Consider the following 17,920-nt stretch of genomic DNA (forward strand, 5'->3'; position numbering starts at 1 on the left):
CCAGTATATATCCAAAAGCTAATAATCTTAATAATTATGCACTAGTAGCTGCTCGTAACTGCTGATTTGATTAACCATTCACCATCTACTTGTTTAAATCGGATTCGCATTTGAAGACTGAAATCCCCCCGCATGCCATAAATTTTTGCACTAACCACGTTGCGACAAGTTAAAGTCCCCTGATCATCGATCCGCACGCTTTCTTCTTGATGGGAATAATAGGTCATTGAATGGTCTTCAATTGCTGCTATCCATTCCGGTTTCGTTTGTTTAATTCCGGTCATATGGGTCAATACAAAATCATCAGCTAAAATTTGCTTTAACAATAGGATGTTGCTAGTTACCATTGCTTGGTATAGTTCGCGGTACTTGGTAATAATGGCGGTGGTGATATCGTTCATAGTGATGCCTCCTTAAAAATATTAATTAGCTGAGAAATAACGTTTAACGCCCCTTTTCCATAAATAATATGAAAAATATAATAATATAATTGTAATTATAATCAACGGGGCAAATAGTGATTCTAAGTGAGCAAGCGTCATATTATTCTGATTTAAATAAATAATTCCGTTGGATAATGGTAATACTGGAATTAAGTTGGTTAAAATCATTCTGATGGGCTTGGGATAAATTGCTGCTGGTCGATTAGAAGCATCAATTAGATATTCTGGAACCCCGTTCAATGCGGTCATATTATCCTTCCAAAATGCAACTTCAACTACGATTTGGTTGATAGCAAAAACAAATAAAACACTAACTACGTAGAACAATAATATCAAAAGATAACTAGACTGGGGTTCAAACCTAATTAGTAGGTAAATCGTCAGGGGTAAATAAACCATTAAATTGATCAAACTGGGGAAATCTAGTTTCCTTAGGGTGTAATAAAAGTATGAATTCGTCGGGTAGAGCAACGGATAATCTAAATTGCCCTCAATAATATCTTCAGACAGCGATTCATGGGCGCCAATAAATAAAAATTGGTAAGTGTATGTAATCGCACTCAAGGTAATAATCAAAAGTTGATACTGAAGATAGCTCAACCCGCCGATCGATTCAGTCAGTCCATAATAAATTTTGCCGGCTAGCAGCTCAATAATGGTAAACAAAAATCCGAATAACACAACTAGAACAGAGGTCGTTCGATAAACTATAAACTCCTTGAAGCTTTGTCGTGCTAATGAAAGGTAAATCTTAACCGTCATAACCCCACCCCCTCAAACGTTGCGAGTCCGCTTTTAAACAACCGCATGGAAAAAATTTTAAAGATGCCGAACCAAAATATTGAAACAATGCCATATTCTATTAGCATTCCTACATTTGAATTTACCATGATCAACGCCTGAATATAGTCACTAGAAACTAACGCAATCGGGGAAAAACGAAAAAACTGGTATAGGGTCTCTGGTAAAACCGTTAACGGAAAGAGTAGCCCGCCAAAAAACAAATAAAAAGCATTAATCATTGGTCGTAATGGCCACATTTGAATTACCCAAAATGACAGCGTCCCTACGATAAACATCATTTCATGCCAAAGCAGTAATGAGATGATTAGATACCCAATTAGTAATCCGAACGTTAATAAGTTCATTCCTAAAAAGATTAACATTATGAATAAAAAGGAACTAATGAAAATAACTTTGGAACCAACAAAGTCAGAAAGGCTTTCCAAATTAATGCTAATTGGCCTTAAAAGAAGGACGCTTAAGTTCCCAGATTTTACCTTAGCGGATAGTTTAAAAACTGGTTCAAAGGTAAAAATAAGTGATAGCATTCCCGTAAGGAGTAAGTATTTAAACATTTCTGATTTATTATAGCCGTTTATGGTCCCGTTACTTGTGCTATAAATGGCGTTCCACATAAAAAAAGATAGCGAAAGTTGAATAATCCTGGATAACAAAGAAATGATAAAGTTAGAACGATAAATGATTGAATTTAAGAAACTAGCCTTAGCACTAGTTAGATACTTCACTTTCACCACCCCTAAACATTTGATAAATTGAATCCTCTAGCGAAGGCTGTTTAATATTAACGTTATCGATCTGATCCAGGTTAAGCGTAATGGAGCCCCCATTAGAATAGTTAGTTACAACATAATTACCATCAACATCGGTCTTAACTTGAGCATCTTCATAACTAGTAATTGGGTTGCCACCCTTTGCCCTAACCACGATTTGTGGATCAATTTGTTTTTGCAGGCTCTTCAAATTATCAATGGACCCGTTAAATTTAATCTGGCCATCCAATAAAACCATGATTCGATCTGTAATTGCTTTAATATCTTGCATTTGATGACTAATTATTAGCACCGTTGTACCATTAGATTCATTTAATTGGTTTATAAAGTCATAAAGTGCATACTGACTAACAATGTCCATTCCCAATGTCGGCTCATCCAAGATTAAAATCTCTGGGCCGTGTAATAAAGAAGCAATTATCTCTAGCTTGGTTCGTTCACCTAAGGAAAGTATTCTAACCGGTGTGGAGGCTACGCTTTGCAAATTAAACATCTTTAAGTATTGATTCAATCGCTGGTCGTATACATCATCAGCAATTTTATAAATCGATTTAATTACCCGAAACGTATCAAGCGCTGGCAAATTCCAATTTAATTGACCCTTTTGTCCCATCACGACCCCAATTTTTTGCAAAAAGGAATTATTATTAGTATCTGGAATGGTACCAGCCACCTTGATCATCCCATTTTGGGTTTGAATGATTCCAGTCATTAACTTAATTAGCGTTGATTTTCCCGCACCGTTCGGCCCCAATAAACCGACTTTTTCACCCTTTGCAATTTGAAATGAAATTCCCTTTAAAACTGATTTCAAAGTATACTTACGTGAAAAGAAGTCCCTTAGATTATTTTTTAGCCCCACCTTTTTATTAAAGATTTTATACTGGTAGCTAAGATCACTAATCTGTACATACGACATATTCGGCCCTCCCTTCTAATAATTAGCTAATAATATTATAACTTAATTTTAATTTTTTCAACACAAAAACGGCAAGCATAACCGAATATGCTTGCCGTTTTAAGTTAATCATGATTATTTTAATAAGCCCACGCGCTTAAGAACTTCATCAGCTCGGCGGATGTGGTAGTGGTAATCAAAAGCATCTTCAATATCTTCCTTTGAAAGGTGACTAGTGATTTCCTTGTTGTTTTCAACTAATCCCTTGAATGGAAGGCTTTCGTCCCATGACTTAGCAGTTAGTGGTTGCACTAAATCATAAGCAGCTTCACGAGCCATTCCACTATCGATCAACTTCAACATTACCCGTTGGCTGTAAATTAAACCATGGGTAATTTGCATGTTAGCCTTCATCCGTTCTGGGAAGACGGTTAGGTCTCTCAAGATGCCAGTGAAACGGTGTAACATGTAATCCAATAGGATGGTGGTATCTGGCATGATGATTCGTTCAGCAGATGAATGGGAGATATCACGTTCGTGCCATAATGGAACGTCTTCATAAGCAGTTACCATGTGACCACGAACGACCCGTGCTAAACCACAGATGTTTTCTGAACCAACTGGGTTACGCTTATGTGGCATTGCGGAAGATCCCTTTTGCCCAGCATTGAAGTGTTCTTCAACTTCGTGGACTTCTGAACGTTGGAGCCCCCGAATTTCAGTAGCAAATTCTTCCAAACTAGTGGCGATCAAAGCGAGCGTGCCAACGTAATCAGCATGTAAGTCCCGAGGCAAAATTTGGCTCGAAATTTCTTGTGCTCGGATGCCCAACTTGTCACAAACGTATTCTTCAACAAATGGAGGAATGTTTGCAAAAGTTCCAACGGCACCAGAAATCTTACCAGCTTCAACTTCACGCGAAGTTTCTTCAAAGCGCTTTTGGTTCCGCTTCATTTCTGAATACCAACGCGCAATCTTAAGCCCAAAGGTGGTTGGTTCGGCTTGCACCCCGTGGGTCCGCCCAATCATAACCGTGTCCTTGTACTTAACTGCTTGTTTAGCAATCACGTCAATTAATTCTTGAATATCTTTTCTTAAAATTTCGTTTGCTTGTTTGAAACGAAGTCCATATGAGGTATCAACAACGTCAGTACTGGTAACCCCAAAGTGAACCCACTTCTTTTCAGGTCCTAATGATTCTGATACATTTCTAGTAAATGCAACGACATCATGATGGGTCACGGCTTCAATTTCTGAAATCCGCTTTTCATCAAATTTGGCGTTCTTTCTAATCTTTTCTACATCTTCAGCAGGAATGTGGCCTAATTTTGACCAAGCTTCATCAATCGCAACTTCAACTTCTAACCAAGCTTTGAACTGGTTGTGCTTAGACCAGATTTGGCCCATTTCACTTCGTGTATATCGATCTATCATTAGTTTAATCACCTTTTATTTAAATTTCGATTTCCGCCATTATTATACCACATTAATCGCTAATTTTCGGAAAAAAGTGAATATTATTCTTGAAAATGTTTAATATTAAATTAAATCCGAACTTTATTTTTTAAAAAAGGGGCATTGTTCTTGATTTTTATTTTTTTAATGGTAAAATCTTATAGGTTGCTTAAATTTAATAGCAACCCAAAAAATTCTACGAGGTGTTTATATGTCATCAATTGTTATCGTTGGAAGCCAATGGGGAGACGAAGGAAAGGGAAAGATTACTGACTTTTTAAGTCAGCGCGCTGACATGATCGTTCGCTACTCCGGTGGTGACAATGCCGGTCACACTATCGTTATCGACGGGAAAGAACTCCACCTTTCCTTAATTCCTTCTGGAATCTTCTTCAATGATAAGTTGAGCGTAATTGGGAACGGGGTCGTTGTGAACCCGAAATCCTTGCTCAGCGAATTGAAATATCTTAATGATAATGGAATTGATACTGATAACCTTCGCATCTCCAGTAGAAGTCATGTAATTATGCCTTATCACATTTTATTCGACGGCTTGCAAGAAAAGCTCAAAGACGAAAAAATTGGCACTACTAATAAAGGAATCGGTCCGGCCTACATGGATAAGGTCGAACGAATCGGAATTAGAGTGGCGGACTTAATTGATAAGGATACTTTTGCTGAAAAATTACACCAAGCCCTCAAGATTAAAAACCAATTCTTGACCAAGTTATTCGACGAAGAACCATTGAAGTTCGATGATATCTTCGATGAATACTACGAATATGGTCAACAAATTAAGAAATACGTTGTTGATACTTCATTATTAATCAACGATGCCTTAGACGCAGGCAAACACGTTTTATTCGAAGGTGCGCAAGGGGTAATGTTAGATGTCGATCATGGGACCTACCCATTTGTTACATCATCCAATCCAATTGCTGGTGGTGCTGCAGTCGGTGCTGGTGTGGGGCCTAGTCGGATCAACGAAGTCATCGGGGTTTGTAAAGCCTACACTTCCCGAGTTGGTGATGGTCCATTCCCAACCGAACTTCATGATGAAGTTGCCGATCGGATTCGTGAAATTGCTCATGAATACGGTGTCGTTACTAAACGGCCCCGTCGGATCGGTTGGTTAGACGCCGTTGTTTTACGTCATGCTAAACGGGTTTCTGGATTGACTTATCTTTCCTTGAACTGTTTAGACGTGCTTTCTGGTTTAAAGACCGTCAAAATTGCTACCAAGTACAAGGTTGACGGCGAAGTGATTGAAAACTACCCTGCTAATAATTCCGTTCTTGAACGCTGTGAACCAGTGTATGAAGAACTTCCCGGATGGGACGAAGACATCACCAAGTGTAAGACGGTCGATGAACTCCCAGTAAATGCTCAGAATTATTTAAAGCGGGTCAGTGAACTTGTCGGCATCAAACTTGATACTTTTGCCGTGGGTCCCGACCGTGATGCGACTAACATCATGATCAATGCATGGGATACTGCTGACAAGTAATCATTATTGTTGCAATTGTTTTTTAGAATTATGGAGGCGTTCAAATGAGAGTATTTGACTATGAAGACATCCAATTAATCCCTAGTAAATGTATTATTAAAAGTCGGCACGATGCCGATACGACCGTTAAATTCGGTCCTAAGACTTTTAAATTACCAGTCGTTCCTGCCAACATGCAAACTGTAATCAACGAAGAATTAGCAGAATGGTTAGCATCTAACGACTACTTCTACGTAATGCACAGATTCCAACCTAAAAAGCGGGCTCAATTCATCAAGGATATGCAAGCCAAGGGACTTTTCGCATCAATCAGTGTTGGAATTAAGGACAGCGAATACGACTTTATCGATGAATTAGTGAACGAAGGCCTAAAGCCTGAATACATCACCATCGACGTTGCGCATGGTCACTCTGATTATGTAATTAAGATGATCAAGTACATCAAGGAAAAGATTCCATCAACCTTCTTGATTGCTGGTAACTTAGGAACTCCCGATGCCGTTCGTGAAATCGAAAACGCCGGCGCTGACGCAACTAAGATCGGAATCGGACCTGGGAAAGCTTGTATCACTAAGCTAAAGACCGGTTTCGGGACTGGGGGCTGGCAATTATCCGCCCTCAAGTGGTGTTCAAAGGCTGCTAGAAAGCCAATCATTGCTGATGGTGGTTTAAGAACTAATGGTGACATTGCCAAGTCAATTCGCTTTGGTGCTACCATGACCATGATTGGTTCCCTCTTTGCGGGTCACGAACAATCACCTGGTAGTGTTATTACCATTGATGGTAAGCAATACAAGCAATACTGGGGTTCTGCTTCTGACACCCAAAAGGGTGAATACAAGAACGTTGAAGGCCGTCAAATGTTGATCCCTTACCGAGGCGACATTAAGGACACCCTTCGCGAAATGCAAGAAGATTTACAATCATCAATTTCATACGCTGGTGGCAAGGATATTTCTGCGATCAAGACTGTGAACTACGTGGTTTTAGACTCAGATGATTAAGATATGAAAAAACTGACCAATGCCGAATGGCGTTGGTCAGTTTTTTTGGTTGGAATTGTTTATTATTTTATTCAAATTATAATTTAGTAATTAATTGATCATTATCTACCTGTGACTTTCCCTTTTCAAGCCACTTTAAATTAGCAGGATTACAAAGAACGTATTGATTTTCTAACATGTTGTTATATTCAACTTCAGAAATTAATACAGCGTTTTTATTATCTTTACGAGTAATAGTGATCGGTCCAAAACTATCGGTTGCTTTATCCATGTACATCTTTAATTGTTTACTAAAGTTAGAATAAGTTGTTGATTCCATCACTAATCATCCCTACTAATTTATATTGTGCCTCATTTTGTAAAAATATAATCCAAAAATTACTAACTAACCAATTATAATGTTCCAATCATCAATGAAAACATAATAATAAAGTTAAGTTAAAGTTATTTCTAATTACCTATTAAAGCAACTTATAGGGTGTAGAATCACTAATTGAATAATCAAAAAGAAGTTCGAATTAAAATAAATTAAAAAATAAGATAAAGTACGGTGAAAATTAATGATAAAAAACATTTTAATTACCGGTGGAACCGGTTATATGGGTTCACACACGGCAGTTTATTTGCTGGATCATGGATATAATGTCACAATTGTTGATAACTTAAGTAACTCTCATAAAAAAGTATATAAAGTGATTGAAAAATTAACCTCAAAAAATGTAGATTTTTTTGAAGCTGATTTAAGAGATGAAGCTGCTCTAAGTACTATTTTTTCACATAATAATTTTGATGCAGTTATTCATTTTGCTGGTTATAAAGCTGTTGGCGAATCTGTTGAAAATCCAATCAAATACTATGATAATAATGTATTCGGAACAATCAGACTGATTGAGGTTATGAAAAAATATCATGTCAATAATTTAGTATTTAGCTCTTCAGCAACCGTTTATGGTAAACCAGAAGTAATTCCAATTACTGAGGATGAACCACTTAAGGAATCCAATCCTTATGGAAAAACGAAACAAGTAATTGAATCAATACTGCACGATGAAGCCAATGCAGATTCAGAACTTAATTGCATTTGTTTGCGTTATTTCAATCCACTTGGTGCACATCCAAGTGGTGAGTTAGGTGAAGAACCTAATGGAGTTCCAAAAAATTTGGCACCATTTATTACTCAAGTTGCCGTTGGTAAATTTTCAAAATTAAAAGTTTTTGGTACAGATTACCCAACTCATGATGGAACATGTGTTAGGGACTATGTGCATATTATGGATTTGGCCGCAGGACATATGAATGCCCTAGATAAGTTATTTAATAATCCTGCTGGGTTTGAAGTGTTTAATCTTGGTAGTGGAAATGGCTATAGTGTATTTGATATATTACATGCTTTTGAAAAGGTAATTGGAAAAAAAATCCCATATGAAGTTATTGATCGACGCCCTGGAGATGTACCAGAACTTCGTGCAGATTCAACGAAAGCTAATAAAATCCTTGGATGGCACCAAACAAAAGAATTAAACGAAATGTGCCAAGATGCTTGGAATTGGCAACATAAACATCCTGATGGATTTGCGAGTGTTAAACTATAAATTTTAAGAAAGTATACTTAGTTAATAAGTTAGAATATTAAAAATTGCTCCTATGATGATAATACAAATCATTTTTATAGTCTGTATTATTATTAAATGGGGGCTTTTTTCCAAAATCATATTCAAAATAATTATTTCACTGTTAAAGCAATGTCACAGCATTAAATCATTAGCTAAGGATGATGATTTAATGCTAATATAGCCAGTCGTTGTTTGAAAAAGGCCCTTCAATGATGAATGTCATTGAAGGGTCTTTTTTGAATTAATATTTAATTGATTCGTTGAACATCATGATTTTCCACTTTATAAACAACATCACATAGATCATTAATATCCGATTGATTATGACTAGCAATTAAGATGGTTGCCCCCTGATTGTGAGCAAGATCTTTAATAATTGATTTAATCTTGAATACACTCTCGCTGTCCAGTGCGTTCATTGGTTCGTCTAAAATAATAACATGTGGATTTTCCATAATTGCTTGAGCAATGCCTAGTTTTTTCTTCATCCCCAGTGAATAAAATTTAGTTTTTTTATTTCGGCTATCCCATAGCCCCACTAATTTTAAAACTGCCTCAATTTCAGAATCGCCAATAACATTATTGATTGAAGCTAACATTTGTAAGTTATCATATCCAGACAACCGATCAATAAATCCAGGATCTTCAATCATTACACCCAGGGAATGAGGAAAAGAGTTATTATCTAATTTCATCCCATTAACAATGATTTCTCCCGACTGTGGGAATAACAATCCTGCAATTAGTTTAAAAAAGACGCTCTTGCCCACCCCATTGGGGCCAGTAATCCCCATAATTTCTCCCTGCTCAACAGATAAAGAAACCTGATTAAATATTAATTGATGCTTAAAGCTAAAGCTTAAATTATTAATTTCAATTCTTTTCATTTATTTTCCCCTAGCTAAACTGTTTGTGACGATATATTAATTTAAAAACATAAAAAACAATTCCGATTAAAATAACCCAATAAACTAGATCAACTATAAATTCCAAATAAAGAGATTGGCTCATTTGGAAATCAAGTGAATAAATCAACAAATGATTCCCTGGTGATACATTAATTAACCATTTGGGGAATCCAGGAATCGAAGTCATCTTCCCTTGTAACATAATAAAAAAAATAGTTATTAATGTGGGAATAACTCGATTTTTAAAAGTACTAACTAAAACCTGATTAATACTTCCCCAGAAAATTAGTGACATTAGTAATAAAATCATCGAAATAAAAATTTGAATCAATGGATTAACGGTGTAAGGTTCAATTCCATCAAACGATCTAGTAAATGATTTAATCATTTGATAATTCCAAGTAAGTTGGAAATTACCAATTAAGATCGAAATTATTAAAGTAACAATTAAAACACTAAACACAAAGAAGAATGCATTTAAAATCAATGTTTTTGCTTTTACATTAACAATCCGTTCCCTACTCCCAAGTCTGATTAAAATAAACCGATTTGAATCAAGGATTGATATTAAAAAATTATTTAAAACGATAAAGATAATTGGAATTATAAAAACACTAGTAAACTTTTGACTAAAAGAATAAAGTACCCAGTTCATTGCAAAAAAGTGATTATGATAACTCAAGTAGCCCAATAAATTAGCTATTATAAAAAGCGATAATACTATCAAGACAGTTAAGTATATAATTTTATGTTTTATAATATTATAGATGATTATGTTTTTTCTATTCATACAATATTTCCTTGAATTTAAAATACCCAACTAGTGTTTCAACAAGTAAGATTAATGCAAACGTAGAATAAATTGAAGCCGGTGTTGTTAAAGAGTTATCTGAATAATTAAAGAGATTTGTAAACCCTAACCAGTTTAAATTTATGATTCCAAAAAATGGTTCTGAGATTAAATAAATAACAAAGGTTATGATTGATGGAGCATAACTATTCTTCCAAAAAAGGGTCGTTACCAATCCCAAAATTGAAAAAACAAAGCTAAATACAAAACTGTTAAAAATGAATATAAGTGAGTATAAGACCTTATTATTAGGATATAATTCTTTGAAAGCACCCACAGTAAAATTATTCAAAATATGATCAGGAAGCGGACTATAAAATAAAGATACTAATAAAAAAAGCATTAAAATGATGCTTACCAATAATCCATTGATAATTCCAACTGATAATAGTTTGTAGATATAATACTTTTTAAAATTCATCCTGGTTAAAATAAATTGTAAAAAGCCATGATTCATATCTTCGTATAATGATAACGATGCAGGTAAAACAACAACGAAAATAATTGCAAAACTGGGGATTCCTACCCCAGTTACTCCATGGATAAATAATAGAACGTTGTTATTAGTAGTGTTAGAAGTTAATACGTTCAGAGCAATACTGGCAACTAAAATTAGTGCTGCAAATATTATATTAATAAAATTTGCTTTCTTGAAAGTTTCTAAAACAAAGTATTTCATTCTCCAGCTCCCTACTGTTGAGTGTATTTATTTTTGGCCCCTAGGCTTTTGAATCTACTTTAAATCATTATAAATTACTAATCAGAACTATATCATATTTATTAAAAATAATACAAGAGTCTAATTATACCAAAAAAGCCCAAATCCACTTCGGATCGGGCTTTTTCAGATTTAAATTTAAAATCTATTTCAATAACTTTGCAATTCCTTCAGGTAGTGCTTCCAACTTACCATCTAAAACATCATTCAAGTCATTTGATGGTACGTCTAGTTCACCAGCCTTAATGAGGTCTTGAACCCCGATTACAAAGCCAGCAGTTTGTTCATCCAAACCGCTCTTCAGCAATTCTTGCTTGTAAACATCATCGGTCAATGGCACTGGTGAAATTTCTTGGCCAGTCCCATCGGTCAAGAAGTCAACTAATTGTGGGTATGAAATTGGCTTACCACCGAATTCATAAACCGCCTTTGGATCATCTAATGTTAATACCTTGGCAGCCCCAGCAGCGTAATTTTCTTCGCGGGTCCAACCAACCTTGCCGTCTTCAGCAGAATATGGGAAATTACCCGTTTTAAGGGCCATTTGGATGGTCCCTAAATCATTTTGTAGGTACCAGTTATTACGCAAGAAAGCATGCTTAATGCCCGATTCCTTGATCCATTGTTCAGTCTTCTTGTGGTCTGCAGCCAAAAATGATTCAGCATGGTCCGCATCTGGGAAACTAGTGTAGGCAATGAATTGAACCCCAGCTTGCTTAGCAGCGTTGACCACGTTATGATGTTGTTCGTCCCGAGGCATTCCAGGGCCTGGTTGGGAAGAAACAAATAGCAACTTGTCGATTCCCTTAAATGATTCATTCAATTGCTCTGGCTTAGTGTAATCGGCTGGCCGAATTTCGGTCCCCGCTGGAAAAATATCCTTAGCCTTATCAACGTTTCTGACCAACGCAACGATGTCTGATGCGTCAACTAATTCTGCTAATGATTTAAATGCGGCTTGACCAAAATGACCAGTTGCTGCGGTAATTCCATATTTCATAGTTAGTGGCTCCTTATTAATATAATTGATGTCTTTATACTAACTTACTTTTTGTAAGCCTGCAAGCATTTTAGCCAAAAAAAAGCGTCGGATCAGATCCGACGCTCATAATGAATTTAAATTTTAGATTAGTCCTAAATCTTAGTACCAACCGTGGCTTTGCCAGAATGCCTTAGCAGCAGCCCATGAACCGTAACGAGAAGCTACGTATGAATCAGCAACCTTTTCTTGGTTAGCAGCTGAGTAGTCACCGTTAAGGTATGATGAAGATAATTGATATTTACCAACGTATTGACCGTTAGTAGCAGTGTATGAACCACCAGATTCACGGTTAGCGATCCATGCCTTAGCGGATGCATCGTCACTTGAAGTAGTGGTAGTAGCAGCAGTGTTGTTGCTAGTAGTAGCAGCTGCAGTATTAGCACTGTAGCTTGAACTAGTAGTAACAGTATTTGCTTGGGTGTTAGCGTAACTACTTTGAGTAGCACCACTAGTTTGTGGAGTAGTTGCACTTTGTGTTGCAGTAGCAGTTGTGTTTCCGTTATCTGGTAAGTTCAATCTTTGACCAACGTAAATGATTGAGTTGTCATTTAAATCGTTAGCTTGTTCTAGGGCTGTTAAGTCAACGTTATATTGACGAGCAATACCCCAAAGAGTATCTCCTGATTGAACAGTAACCTTAGTAGAAGCATCGGCATTAACAGCACCGACACCAGCGACAAATAATCCAGCAGCAACAGTAGTTGAAGCTAAAACCTTCTTTAAATTCTTATTCCGTAAGATAAAAATCTCTCCTTCTATATAAAACATAATCTGGATATCGTTTCCTTGATATCGTTTTCTGGATCGTTTACATGAAAACAGCTAATCTGATTTGATTAACTGTGAGTATTCTACCTACCAGGTGTTACACCAAAATATCGTGAATATTAAATAAACGGGGTGTTTTTGTAATATTGTAACAGTTTTGTAACAATTAGTTGTTTTTTCATTGTCATTGCTGACTATAAATCAGTCTAAAATATACATTTTATTTATGCATTTTTGCATATTTTGTAATATTTCTACTTTTTAAATTTATTAAAATCCTTATTTAATCAGTTTTTAATAAAAACACTTAATCAAAAACTGTATATTTTACGTAAATAGTATGTAAAATATCATTATCGAGAGAATGAAAAACGATAGCATGCTAAGTATTAACAACATGCTATCGCTCAAAAGGAATATTTAGTTAATAAATCATTTGAATTTATTTTTGAACGGGTTTTAAATGCTTGATTCCAATCCCAGTATAAGCTGAAATAATGGAAAAAACGGGTGATAATAAACTAACAAATACAAATGGTAGGTAGTGAATCGTAGGAACCCCTAATGCATTAGTAGCAAATGCTCCAGCGACCCCCCATGGAATTAAATAGTTAATAACCGTTCCCCCATCTTCAAGAGCCCGACTTAATGCCACTGGTGCTAAGTTATTTTCAGCAAACGTCTTTTTAAAAGCGTTCGCAGGTAAAATAATCGATAGGTATTGTTCACCAATAAAGATATTGACCCCGATACAAGTAGCGATCACAGTCGTGATTAAATTACCTTCTGTTTCAAGTTTGTCAGTTAATGGTTTGATTACGGCATCTACAATCCCAAGATGCATTAAAATCCCACCAAGGGCTAGGGCCACAAAAATCAATGACATTGTTCCCATCATTCCTGAAATGCCACCGCGAGTCAATAATACATCAACCTGTGGATTGCGTGTATGCGCAATGTAGCCGCTTTGAATTACGTTATTCAGTTTGACTAGGTTCAACCCAGGAGTTTGAACCATCCCAATAATAGAAGAAACAATAATGTTAATAAATAAAGTGGGGATGGTTGGAATCTTGGACCATGAACAAATAAAAAGCAGTAGGACCGGGATTGCTGCCCAAAATGAAATGGTAAAGTTTTGATGAAGTGTTAACACGGTATCTTGGATACGGCCCAAGTTAGCCTCTCCATTTCCATGACTCATAAAAGCATAAATAAAGAATGCCACAATACTAGCTGGTAAAGTTGACCACATAATGTTTTTAATGTGGGTAATCAAGTCCGCATCAGAGACTGCGGCGGAAAGGTTATTCGTTGCAGATAGTGGTGACGATTTATCACCAAATACGGCACCAGAGAGGACCGCTCCAGCAACCATCGCTGGATTGATCCCCATCGTTAGGCCAATTCCCATGAACGCAATCCCTAAAGTAGAAATAATGGTAAATGCACTTCCAATGATCGAACCCACCAGTGCACACACCACGAATACTGATGGTAAGAACCACCGAATGCTAATTAATTTGAAACCAAAAACCATTAAACTTGGGATGATTCCAGTAGCAATCCAAACCCCAATCAATGAGCCAATTAATAGAAAGATAAATAATGGTACAATCCCATTTTTAATTCCAATCACGAAGCTTTCATGAATATCATCCCATGAAAAGCCTCGTAATTTAGCCCAAAAAATTAATAGCATAATCCCCATTAAAATCGGCACTTCAGGACTAATCTTTAATCCGATGATTCCGAAAGCCATAATTGATAATAGTACAAATAATACTAAGATGCCCTCTTTCAATCCAATGGTTGGTCGTTTCTTTTCCATAACAATAACAAATCCCTTCTATATTTAAACAAACAAAAAGTCCCAATTACAAATTAATGTAATTGGGACGACTTTTATACCGTGGTACCACCCGATTTAATAGCCACAACAAAGTAGCTATTCACTCATTAGATGGTAACGGATCTAATTCCGATTAATAACGACGCTTAATTCCGGTATTTCGAATTCATTATCCTGATCGGTTCGCAGCAACCACCGACTTCCTGACCCCCAGACAATGCTCTACTTAAATGGAATTTAAATTATTCTTAATTGATTTATTAAAAATATTAGCATTTCTTAATCTGGATGTCAATTTAATTTTTAGCTGATCTCTGCAATCTTTTTTTCAATGAATTTGGCTAACATGGGTTCAGGAAAAATACCAGAGACCTTTTCAACACCCTTACCATCCTTAAAGACAACTAGGGTCGGAATGCTAAAGACCTTATATTTTTCAGCGATATCTTGGTTATCATCGACGTTAAACTTGGCGAATTGAACGCGGTCACCATATTCGGCTGCTAAGTTTTTGATAATTCGATCCATGATCTTACAGGGCCCACACCATGGTGCCCAAAAATCAACGATCGTTAATGGTGCAGCGACGCCTTCTGAAAAATTATCACGGGTTAGTTTATTGATCATTATTAACAGGCCCCCGTTTCTTTCTAACAACATGAATAATCATCGTAATGATTACCGTTAATAATACAATTCCACTAAAAAGTAGTGGTGGAATTTCAATATCGATTGCAGGAATTGAAATAAATAGCTTAATTGCAATGATTCCAATCAAGACATAGGCCATTGACTTTAGTTCTGGAATCTTCTTCATTAATATCATAATTACTTCAGCTACCCCACGCATCGATAAGATTCCAATCATCCCACCAATCAATACAATCACTGGGTTCGGTGAAACTGCTAATGAAGCTAGTACTGAATCAACTGAAAAGACGATGTCCATCATTTCAATTTGAATTACTACCATCCAAAATAACTTTCGATGATTCTTTGGATCAGTCGAATGTGTCTTTTGCGTCCGTTGTTTCTTTTTGCCATGGCTTGAGAAATGTTTGTAAACCAGATAAACCAAGTACAAACTTCCAATTACCTTGATTTCCCAAAGATGAATCAAGAACGTTCCCAATCCAATCACTAAGAACCGAAAGATGTAAGAACCCCAAATTCCATAAAATAGTGACTCTTCTTGGAGTTTCTTAGTTGGTAACGACTGCGTCTGTGCAGCTAATACCACCGCATTATCAACAGATAATAAACACTCTATCAAAACCAACGAAAGTATAACGAGCCAATCGCTCCCCGATGTAATAACTGAAGTCCAGTTATGGGGGTCAAAGAATGGCCCATACATTTTAGACAATATATCCAGCATTGATCTTCCCTTCATTTTTAATTAATAACAAAATATACAAAATACTAAATAAATTATATTACAAGTAATCCCTAAATAGCTAGTCTAATAGTTTAATTATTATTCAAAGCTTGCAGATCATAACGACTCAAATCATATTGTTTAATGACACTAATTAACTTTTTAGCATACTGTGGATCAGTAGCATAAGTATTCTTTTGTAATAAATTAGCAGCCTTAACATAACTAGTAACGTTTTCTTCTTTTATGAAATGAGTCTTAATTGATTTATCATGATCCTTAATCGCAGCCTCTAAGGTTGGATATTTTCTAAATTGAGCAGCAACCGTAATTTTTTTACCATTCACGTACTCAGTCGTGTCATATGAAATCGATTGCCCATTGTATGTTCCCTTGATTCCAAATGGATTTTTAGCAACCTGGTACAGTTTGGAATTACCCCAGTCGGATTCCAAAATGGCCTGAGCAATTACAATACTAGGTAGCACATGAAAGTTATTTTGATAAACCTTTATTGCTGGTTCCGCAATTGTCTTTGCAAACGTTCTACGCTGCTTAATCTGTTGAATCTGCTCTGAGGTCAATACGTTGCTTGACTGTGATTGTAGTTGTTGTTTATTTTCTAACTTATTACTAATCTTTCTAACTGCAAATCCGAATACAAGGACAGCTAAAATTACGATAATGATCAAAATCGCAATCATCCCCCTGCCTCGCTTCTTACTATGCTTAGCATCACTGAGTTGACCCTTTTTTTGCTTTAACGGATTAGTTCTTGGTGTAAACTTTTTATCATTTCTATTATTCACTTATTTTCCCCTCTATCAATCGTGCTTTTAAACAGCAACCTTTATTATAGTAATAAATTAGCTAAACGGAAACAAAATTTTACTTTTTTTCAACTTTTTTATAAAAATCACACCAAAACCATACTTTGATAAACTATAATAATAGGTAATTATAAGATAAAGGAAAGATGATTTTGATAACAACCCAGATGGTCAATAATAAGTTCAACTGGATAAGAGTGGAAAATCCGGATGAAAAAGATCGTGCTAAGCTCCGTGATACCTATCAAATTAGACATGATATCTTAGATTATGCGATGGATATTCATGAGCGACCCCGTGTTGAGTTCGATGAGGAAAATAACTACCGTTTATTTATCTACGATTCGCCAATCCAACCTCGATTTAAGGGTGACATTAGCATTGAACCCGTTGGTTTATTAATTAGCGACCATATGTTGTTTACTTTCACCAGAAAAAGAACTGCGTACGTGGTCCCACTAATTACTTCAATTATTAATAACCCTAATATTAAGGATCCGAACTTCATTTTTGATCTTATTTTAGAAACCATGTTTCAAATTACGATTAAATTTTTTGATTATATTAATGCTGCCAATCGAGATCGTACTAACATTCAAACCCATTTAACGCACCAAGCTAATCGGGATTCAATCAATCAGTTGTTAGGACTGCAGACCAAAACGGTTTATTTTCTTACGGCGCTCACTTCAAATCAGGAAATGCTTTCAACGGTCCAAAGAACCCTAAAGGGTCAATTGACAGAATTTCAAAGTGATCGATTAGAAGATATTGTCATTGAAGCGAACCAGGGACTTTCAATGGCCCAGGTCTCAAGCAGTGTTACCCGTGAAGTTGCAGATGCATATTCTAACCTACTCGATAGTAACCTAAATGCTACGATGAAGTTCTTAACAATCTTTTCATTAATTTTATCGGTTCCCAATATCGTGTTTGCGTTTTATGGAATGAACGTTAAGCTTCCATTTGCAGAATCACCAATTGGGTGGATCATTTCAATTTTAATTTCCGTCATTATCTGTGTTCTCATTTGGATTATGTACCACAAACATTTTTCATAAAACAAAAAGGAGTCTTTTA

At 36.0% G+C, this 17,920-nt stretch carries 19 protein-coding genes; 4 read left to right on the plus strand and 15 right to left on the minus strand.

Going from position 1 to position 17,920, the window contains the following annotated elements; genetic code table 11:
• Positions 1–41: 41 nt before the first annotated feature.
• The 5 genes from ACSYTJ_RS06485 to purB all read right to left on the minus strand — a co-directional run bounded on the left by ACSYTJ_RS06485 (position 42) and on the right by purB (position 4,349).
• Positions 42–401 (minus strand): nuclear transport factor 2 family protein, encoded by a 360-nt coding sequence (locus tag ACSYTJ_RS06485; RefSeq protein ID WP_491716778.1) that lies wholly within the window; start codon positions 399–401, stop codon positions 42–44.
• 21 nt (positions 402–422) lie between these two features.
• Positions 423–1,205 (minus strand): ABC-2 family transporter protein, encoded by a 783-nt coding sequence (locus ACSYTJ_RS06490; RefSeq protein ID WP_491719791.1) that lies wholly within the window; start codon positions 1,203–1,205, stop codon positions 423–425.
• Positions 1,202–1,972 (minus strand): ABC-2 family transporter protein, encoded by a 771-nt coding sequence (locus ACSYTJ_RS06495; RefSeq protein WP_491719792.1) that lies wholly within the window; start codon positions 1,970–1,972, stop codon positions 1,202–1,204. Before ACSYTJ_RS06495 ends, ACSYTJ_RS06490 begins: the two co-directional genes overlap by 4 nt.
• Positions 1,956–2,936: an ABC transporter ATP-binding protein gene (locus ACSYTJ_RS06500; protein ID WP_491719793.1), complete on the minus strand. Its 981-nt coding sequence runs from the start codon at positions 2,934–2,936 to the stop codon at positions 1,956–1,958. The genes ACSYTJ_RS06495 and ACSYTJ_RS06500 overlap by 17 nt, the downstream gene beginning before the upstream one ends.
• Positions 2,937–3,050: 114 nt before the next feature.
• Positions 3,051–4,349 (minus strand): adenylosuccinate lyase, encoded by a 1,299-nt coding sequence (gene purB / locus ACSYTJ_RS06505; protein WP_491719794.1) that lies wholly within the window; start codon positions 4,347–4,349, stop codon positions 3,051–3,053.
• Positions 4,350–4,581: 232 nt separating this feature from the next.
• Between purB and ACSYTJ_RS06510 the strand changes: the two genes are divergently transcribed.
• Together ACSYTJ_RS06510 and ACSYTJ_RS06515 are read left to right on the plus strand one after the other, a co-directional pair.
• Positions 4,582–5,877, plus strand: a complete 1,296-nt coding sequence (locus ACSYTJ_RS06510) for an adenylosuccinate synthase (protein ID WP_491719795.1) — start codon at positions 4,582–4,584, stop codon at positions 5,875–5,877.
• Positions 5,878–5,921: 44 nt separating this feature from the next.
• Complete coding sequence (locus ACSYTJ_RS06515) at positions 5,922–6,881, plus strand: GMP reductase (RefSeq protein WP_491719796.1); 960 nt, start codon at positions 5,922–5,924, stop codon at positions 6,879–6,881.
• 76 nt (positions 6,882–6,957) lie between these two features.
• On the opposite strand, the gene ACSYTJ_RS06520 is transcribed toward ACSYTJ_RS06515, so the two are convergent.
• The gene (locus ACSYTJ_RS06520) at positions 6,958–7,200 is read right to left on the minus strand and encodes a type II toxin-antitoxin system Phd/YefM family antitoxin (RefSeq protein ID WP_491719797.1); all 243 of its coding nucleotides are present in this window, start codon (positions 7,198–7,200) and stop codon (positions 6,958–6,960) included.
• A gap of 241 nt (positions 7,201–7,441) precedes the next feature.
• Here ACSYTJ_RS06520 and galE point away from each other — a divergent pair, with 241 nt between their 5' ends.
• On the plus strand, positions 7,442–8,473 hold the full coding sequence (galE, locus tag ACSYTJ_RS06525) for a UDP-glucose 4-epimerase GalE (RefSeq protein WP_491719798.1): 1,032 nt from the start codon (positions 7,442–7,444) through the stop codon (positions 8,471–8,473).
• Between the two features lie 269 nt (positions 8,474–8,742).
• Here the strand turns inward: galE and ACSYTJ_RS06530 are convergent, their stop codons facing one another.
• From ACSYTJ_RS06530 to ACSYTJ_RS06570, 9 genes are all read right to left on the minus strand, one after another.
• On the minus strand, positions 8,743–9,381 hold the full coding sequence (locus ACSYTJ_RS06530) for an ABC transporter ATP-binding protein (RefSeq protein WP_491719799.1): 639 nt from the start codon (positions 9,379–9,381) through the stop codon (positions 8,743–8,745).
• Between the two features lie 10 nt (positions 9,382–9,391).
• A complete protein-coding gene (locus ACSYTJ_RS06535; RefSeq protein WP_491716789.1) occupies positions 9,392–10,192 on the minus strand; it encodes a hypothetical protein in 801 nt (266 codons plus the stop codon).
• On the minus strand, positions 10,185–10,931 hold the full coding sequence (locus ACSYTJ_RS06540) for a hypothetical protein (protein ID WP_491716790.1): 747 nt from the start codon (positions 10,929–10,931) through the stop codon (positions 10,185–10,187). The genes ACSYTJ_RS06535 and ACSYTJ_RS06540 overlap by 8 nt, the downstream gene beginning before the upstream one ends.
• A gap of 184 nt (positions 10,932–11,115) precedes the next feature.
• The gene (locus tag ACSYTJ_RS06545; RefSeq protein ID WP_491716791.1) at positions 11,116–11,970 is read right to left on the minus strand and encodes an SDR family oxidoreductase; all 855 of its coding nucleotides are present in this window, start codon (positions 11,968–11,970) and stop codon (positions 11,116–11,118) included.
• Between the two features lie 141 nt (positions 11,971–12,111).
• Entirely contained in the window at positions 12,112–12,780 is a 669-nt protein-coding gene (apf, locus tag ACSYTJ_RS06550; protein ID WP_491716792.1) for an aggregation-promoting factor, read from the minus strand.
• A 442-nt stretch (positions 12,781–13,222) separates the two neighbouring features.
• Positions 13,223–14,611 (minus strand): Na+/H+ antiporter NhaC, encoded by a 1,389-nt coding sequence (gene nhaC / locus ACSYTJ_RS06555; protein ID WP_491719800.1) that lies wholly within the window; start codon positions 14,609–14,611, stop codon positions 13,223–13,225.
• A 324-nt stretch (positions 14,612–14,935) separates the two neighbouring features.
• Positions 14,936–15,259: a thioredoxin gene (gene trxA, locus ACSYTJ_RS06560; RefSeq protein WP_491719801.1), complete on the minus strand. Its 324-nt coding sequence runs from the start codon at positions 15,257–15,259 to the stop codon at positions 14,936–14,938.
• Complete coding sequence (locus ACSYTJ_RS06565; RefSeq protein ID WP_491717263.1) at positions 15,249–16,010, minus strand: TerC family protein; 762 nt, start codon at positions 16,008–16,010, stop codon at positions 15,249–15,251. Before ACSYTJ_RS06565 ends, trxA begins: the two co-directional genes overlap by 11 nt.
• A gap of 92 nt (positions 16,011–16,102) precedes the next feature.
• Entirely contained in the window at positions 16,103–16,819 is a 717-nt protein-coding gene (locus ACSYTJ_RS06570; RefSeq protein WP_491716795.1) for a glycoside hydrolase family 73 protein, read from the minus strand.
• A 167-nt stretch (positions 16,820–16,986) separates the two neighbouring features.
• Here ACSYTJ_RS06570 and ACSYTJ_RS06575 point away from each other — a divergent pair, with 167 nt between their 5' ends.
• A complete protein-coding gene (locus ACSYTJ_RS06575; RefSeq protein WP_491719430.1) occupies positions 16,987–17,901 on the plus strand; it encodes a magnesium transporter CorA family protein in 915 nt (304 codons plus the stop codon).
• The last annotated feature ends 19 nt before the right edge of the window (positions 17,902–17,920 follow it).

It is taken from the genome of Nicoliella sp. ESL1113 (genome assembly GCF_058509245.1).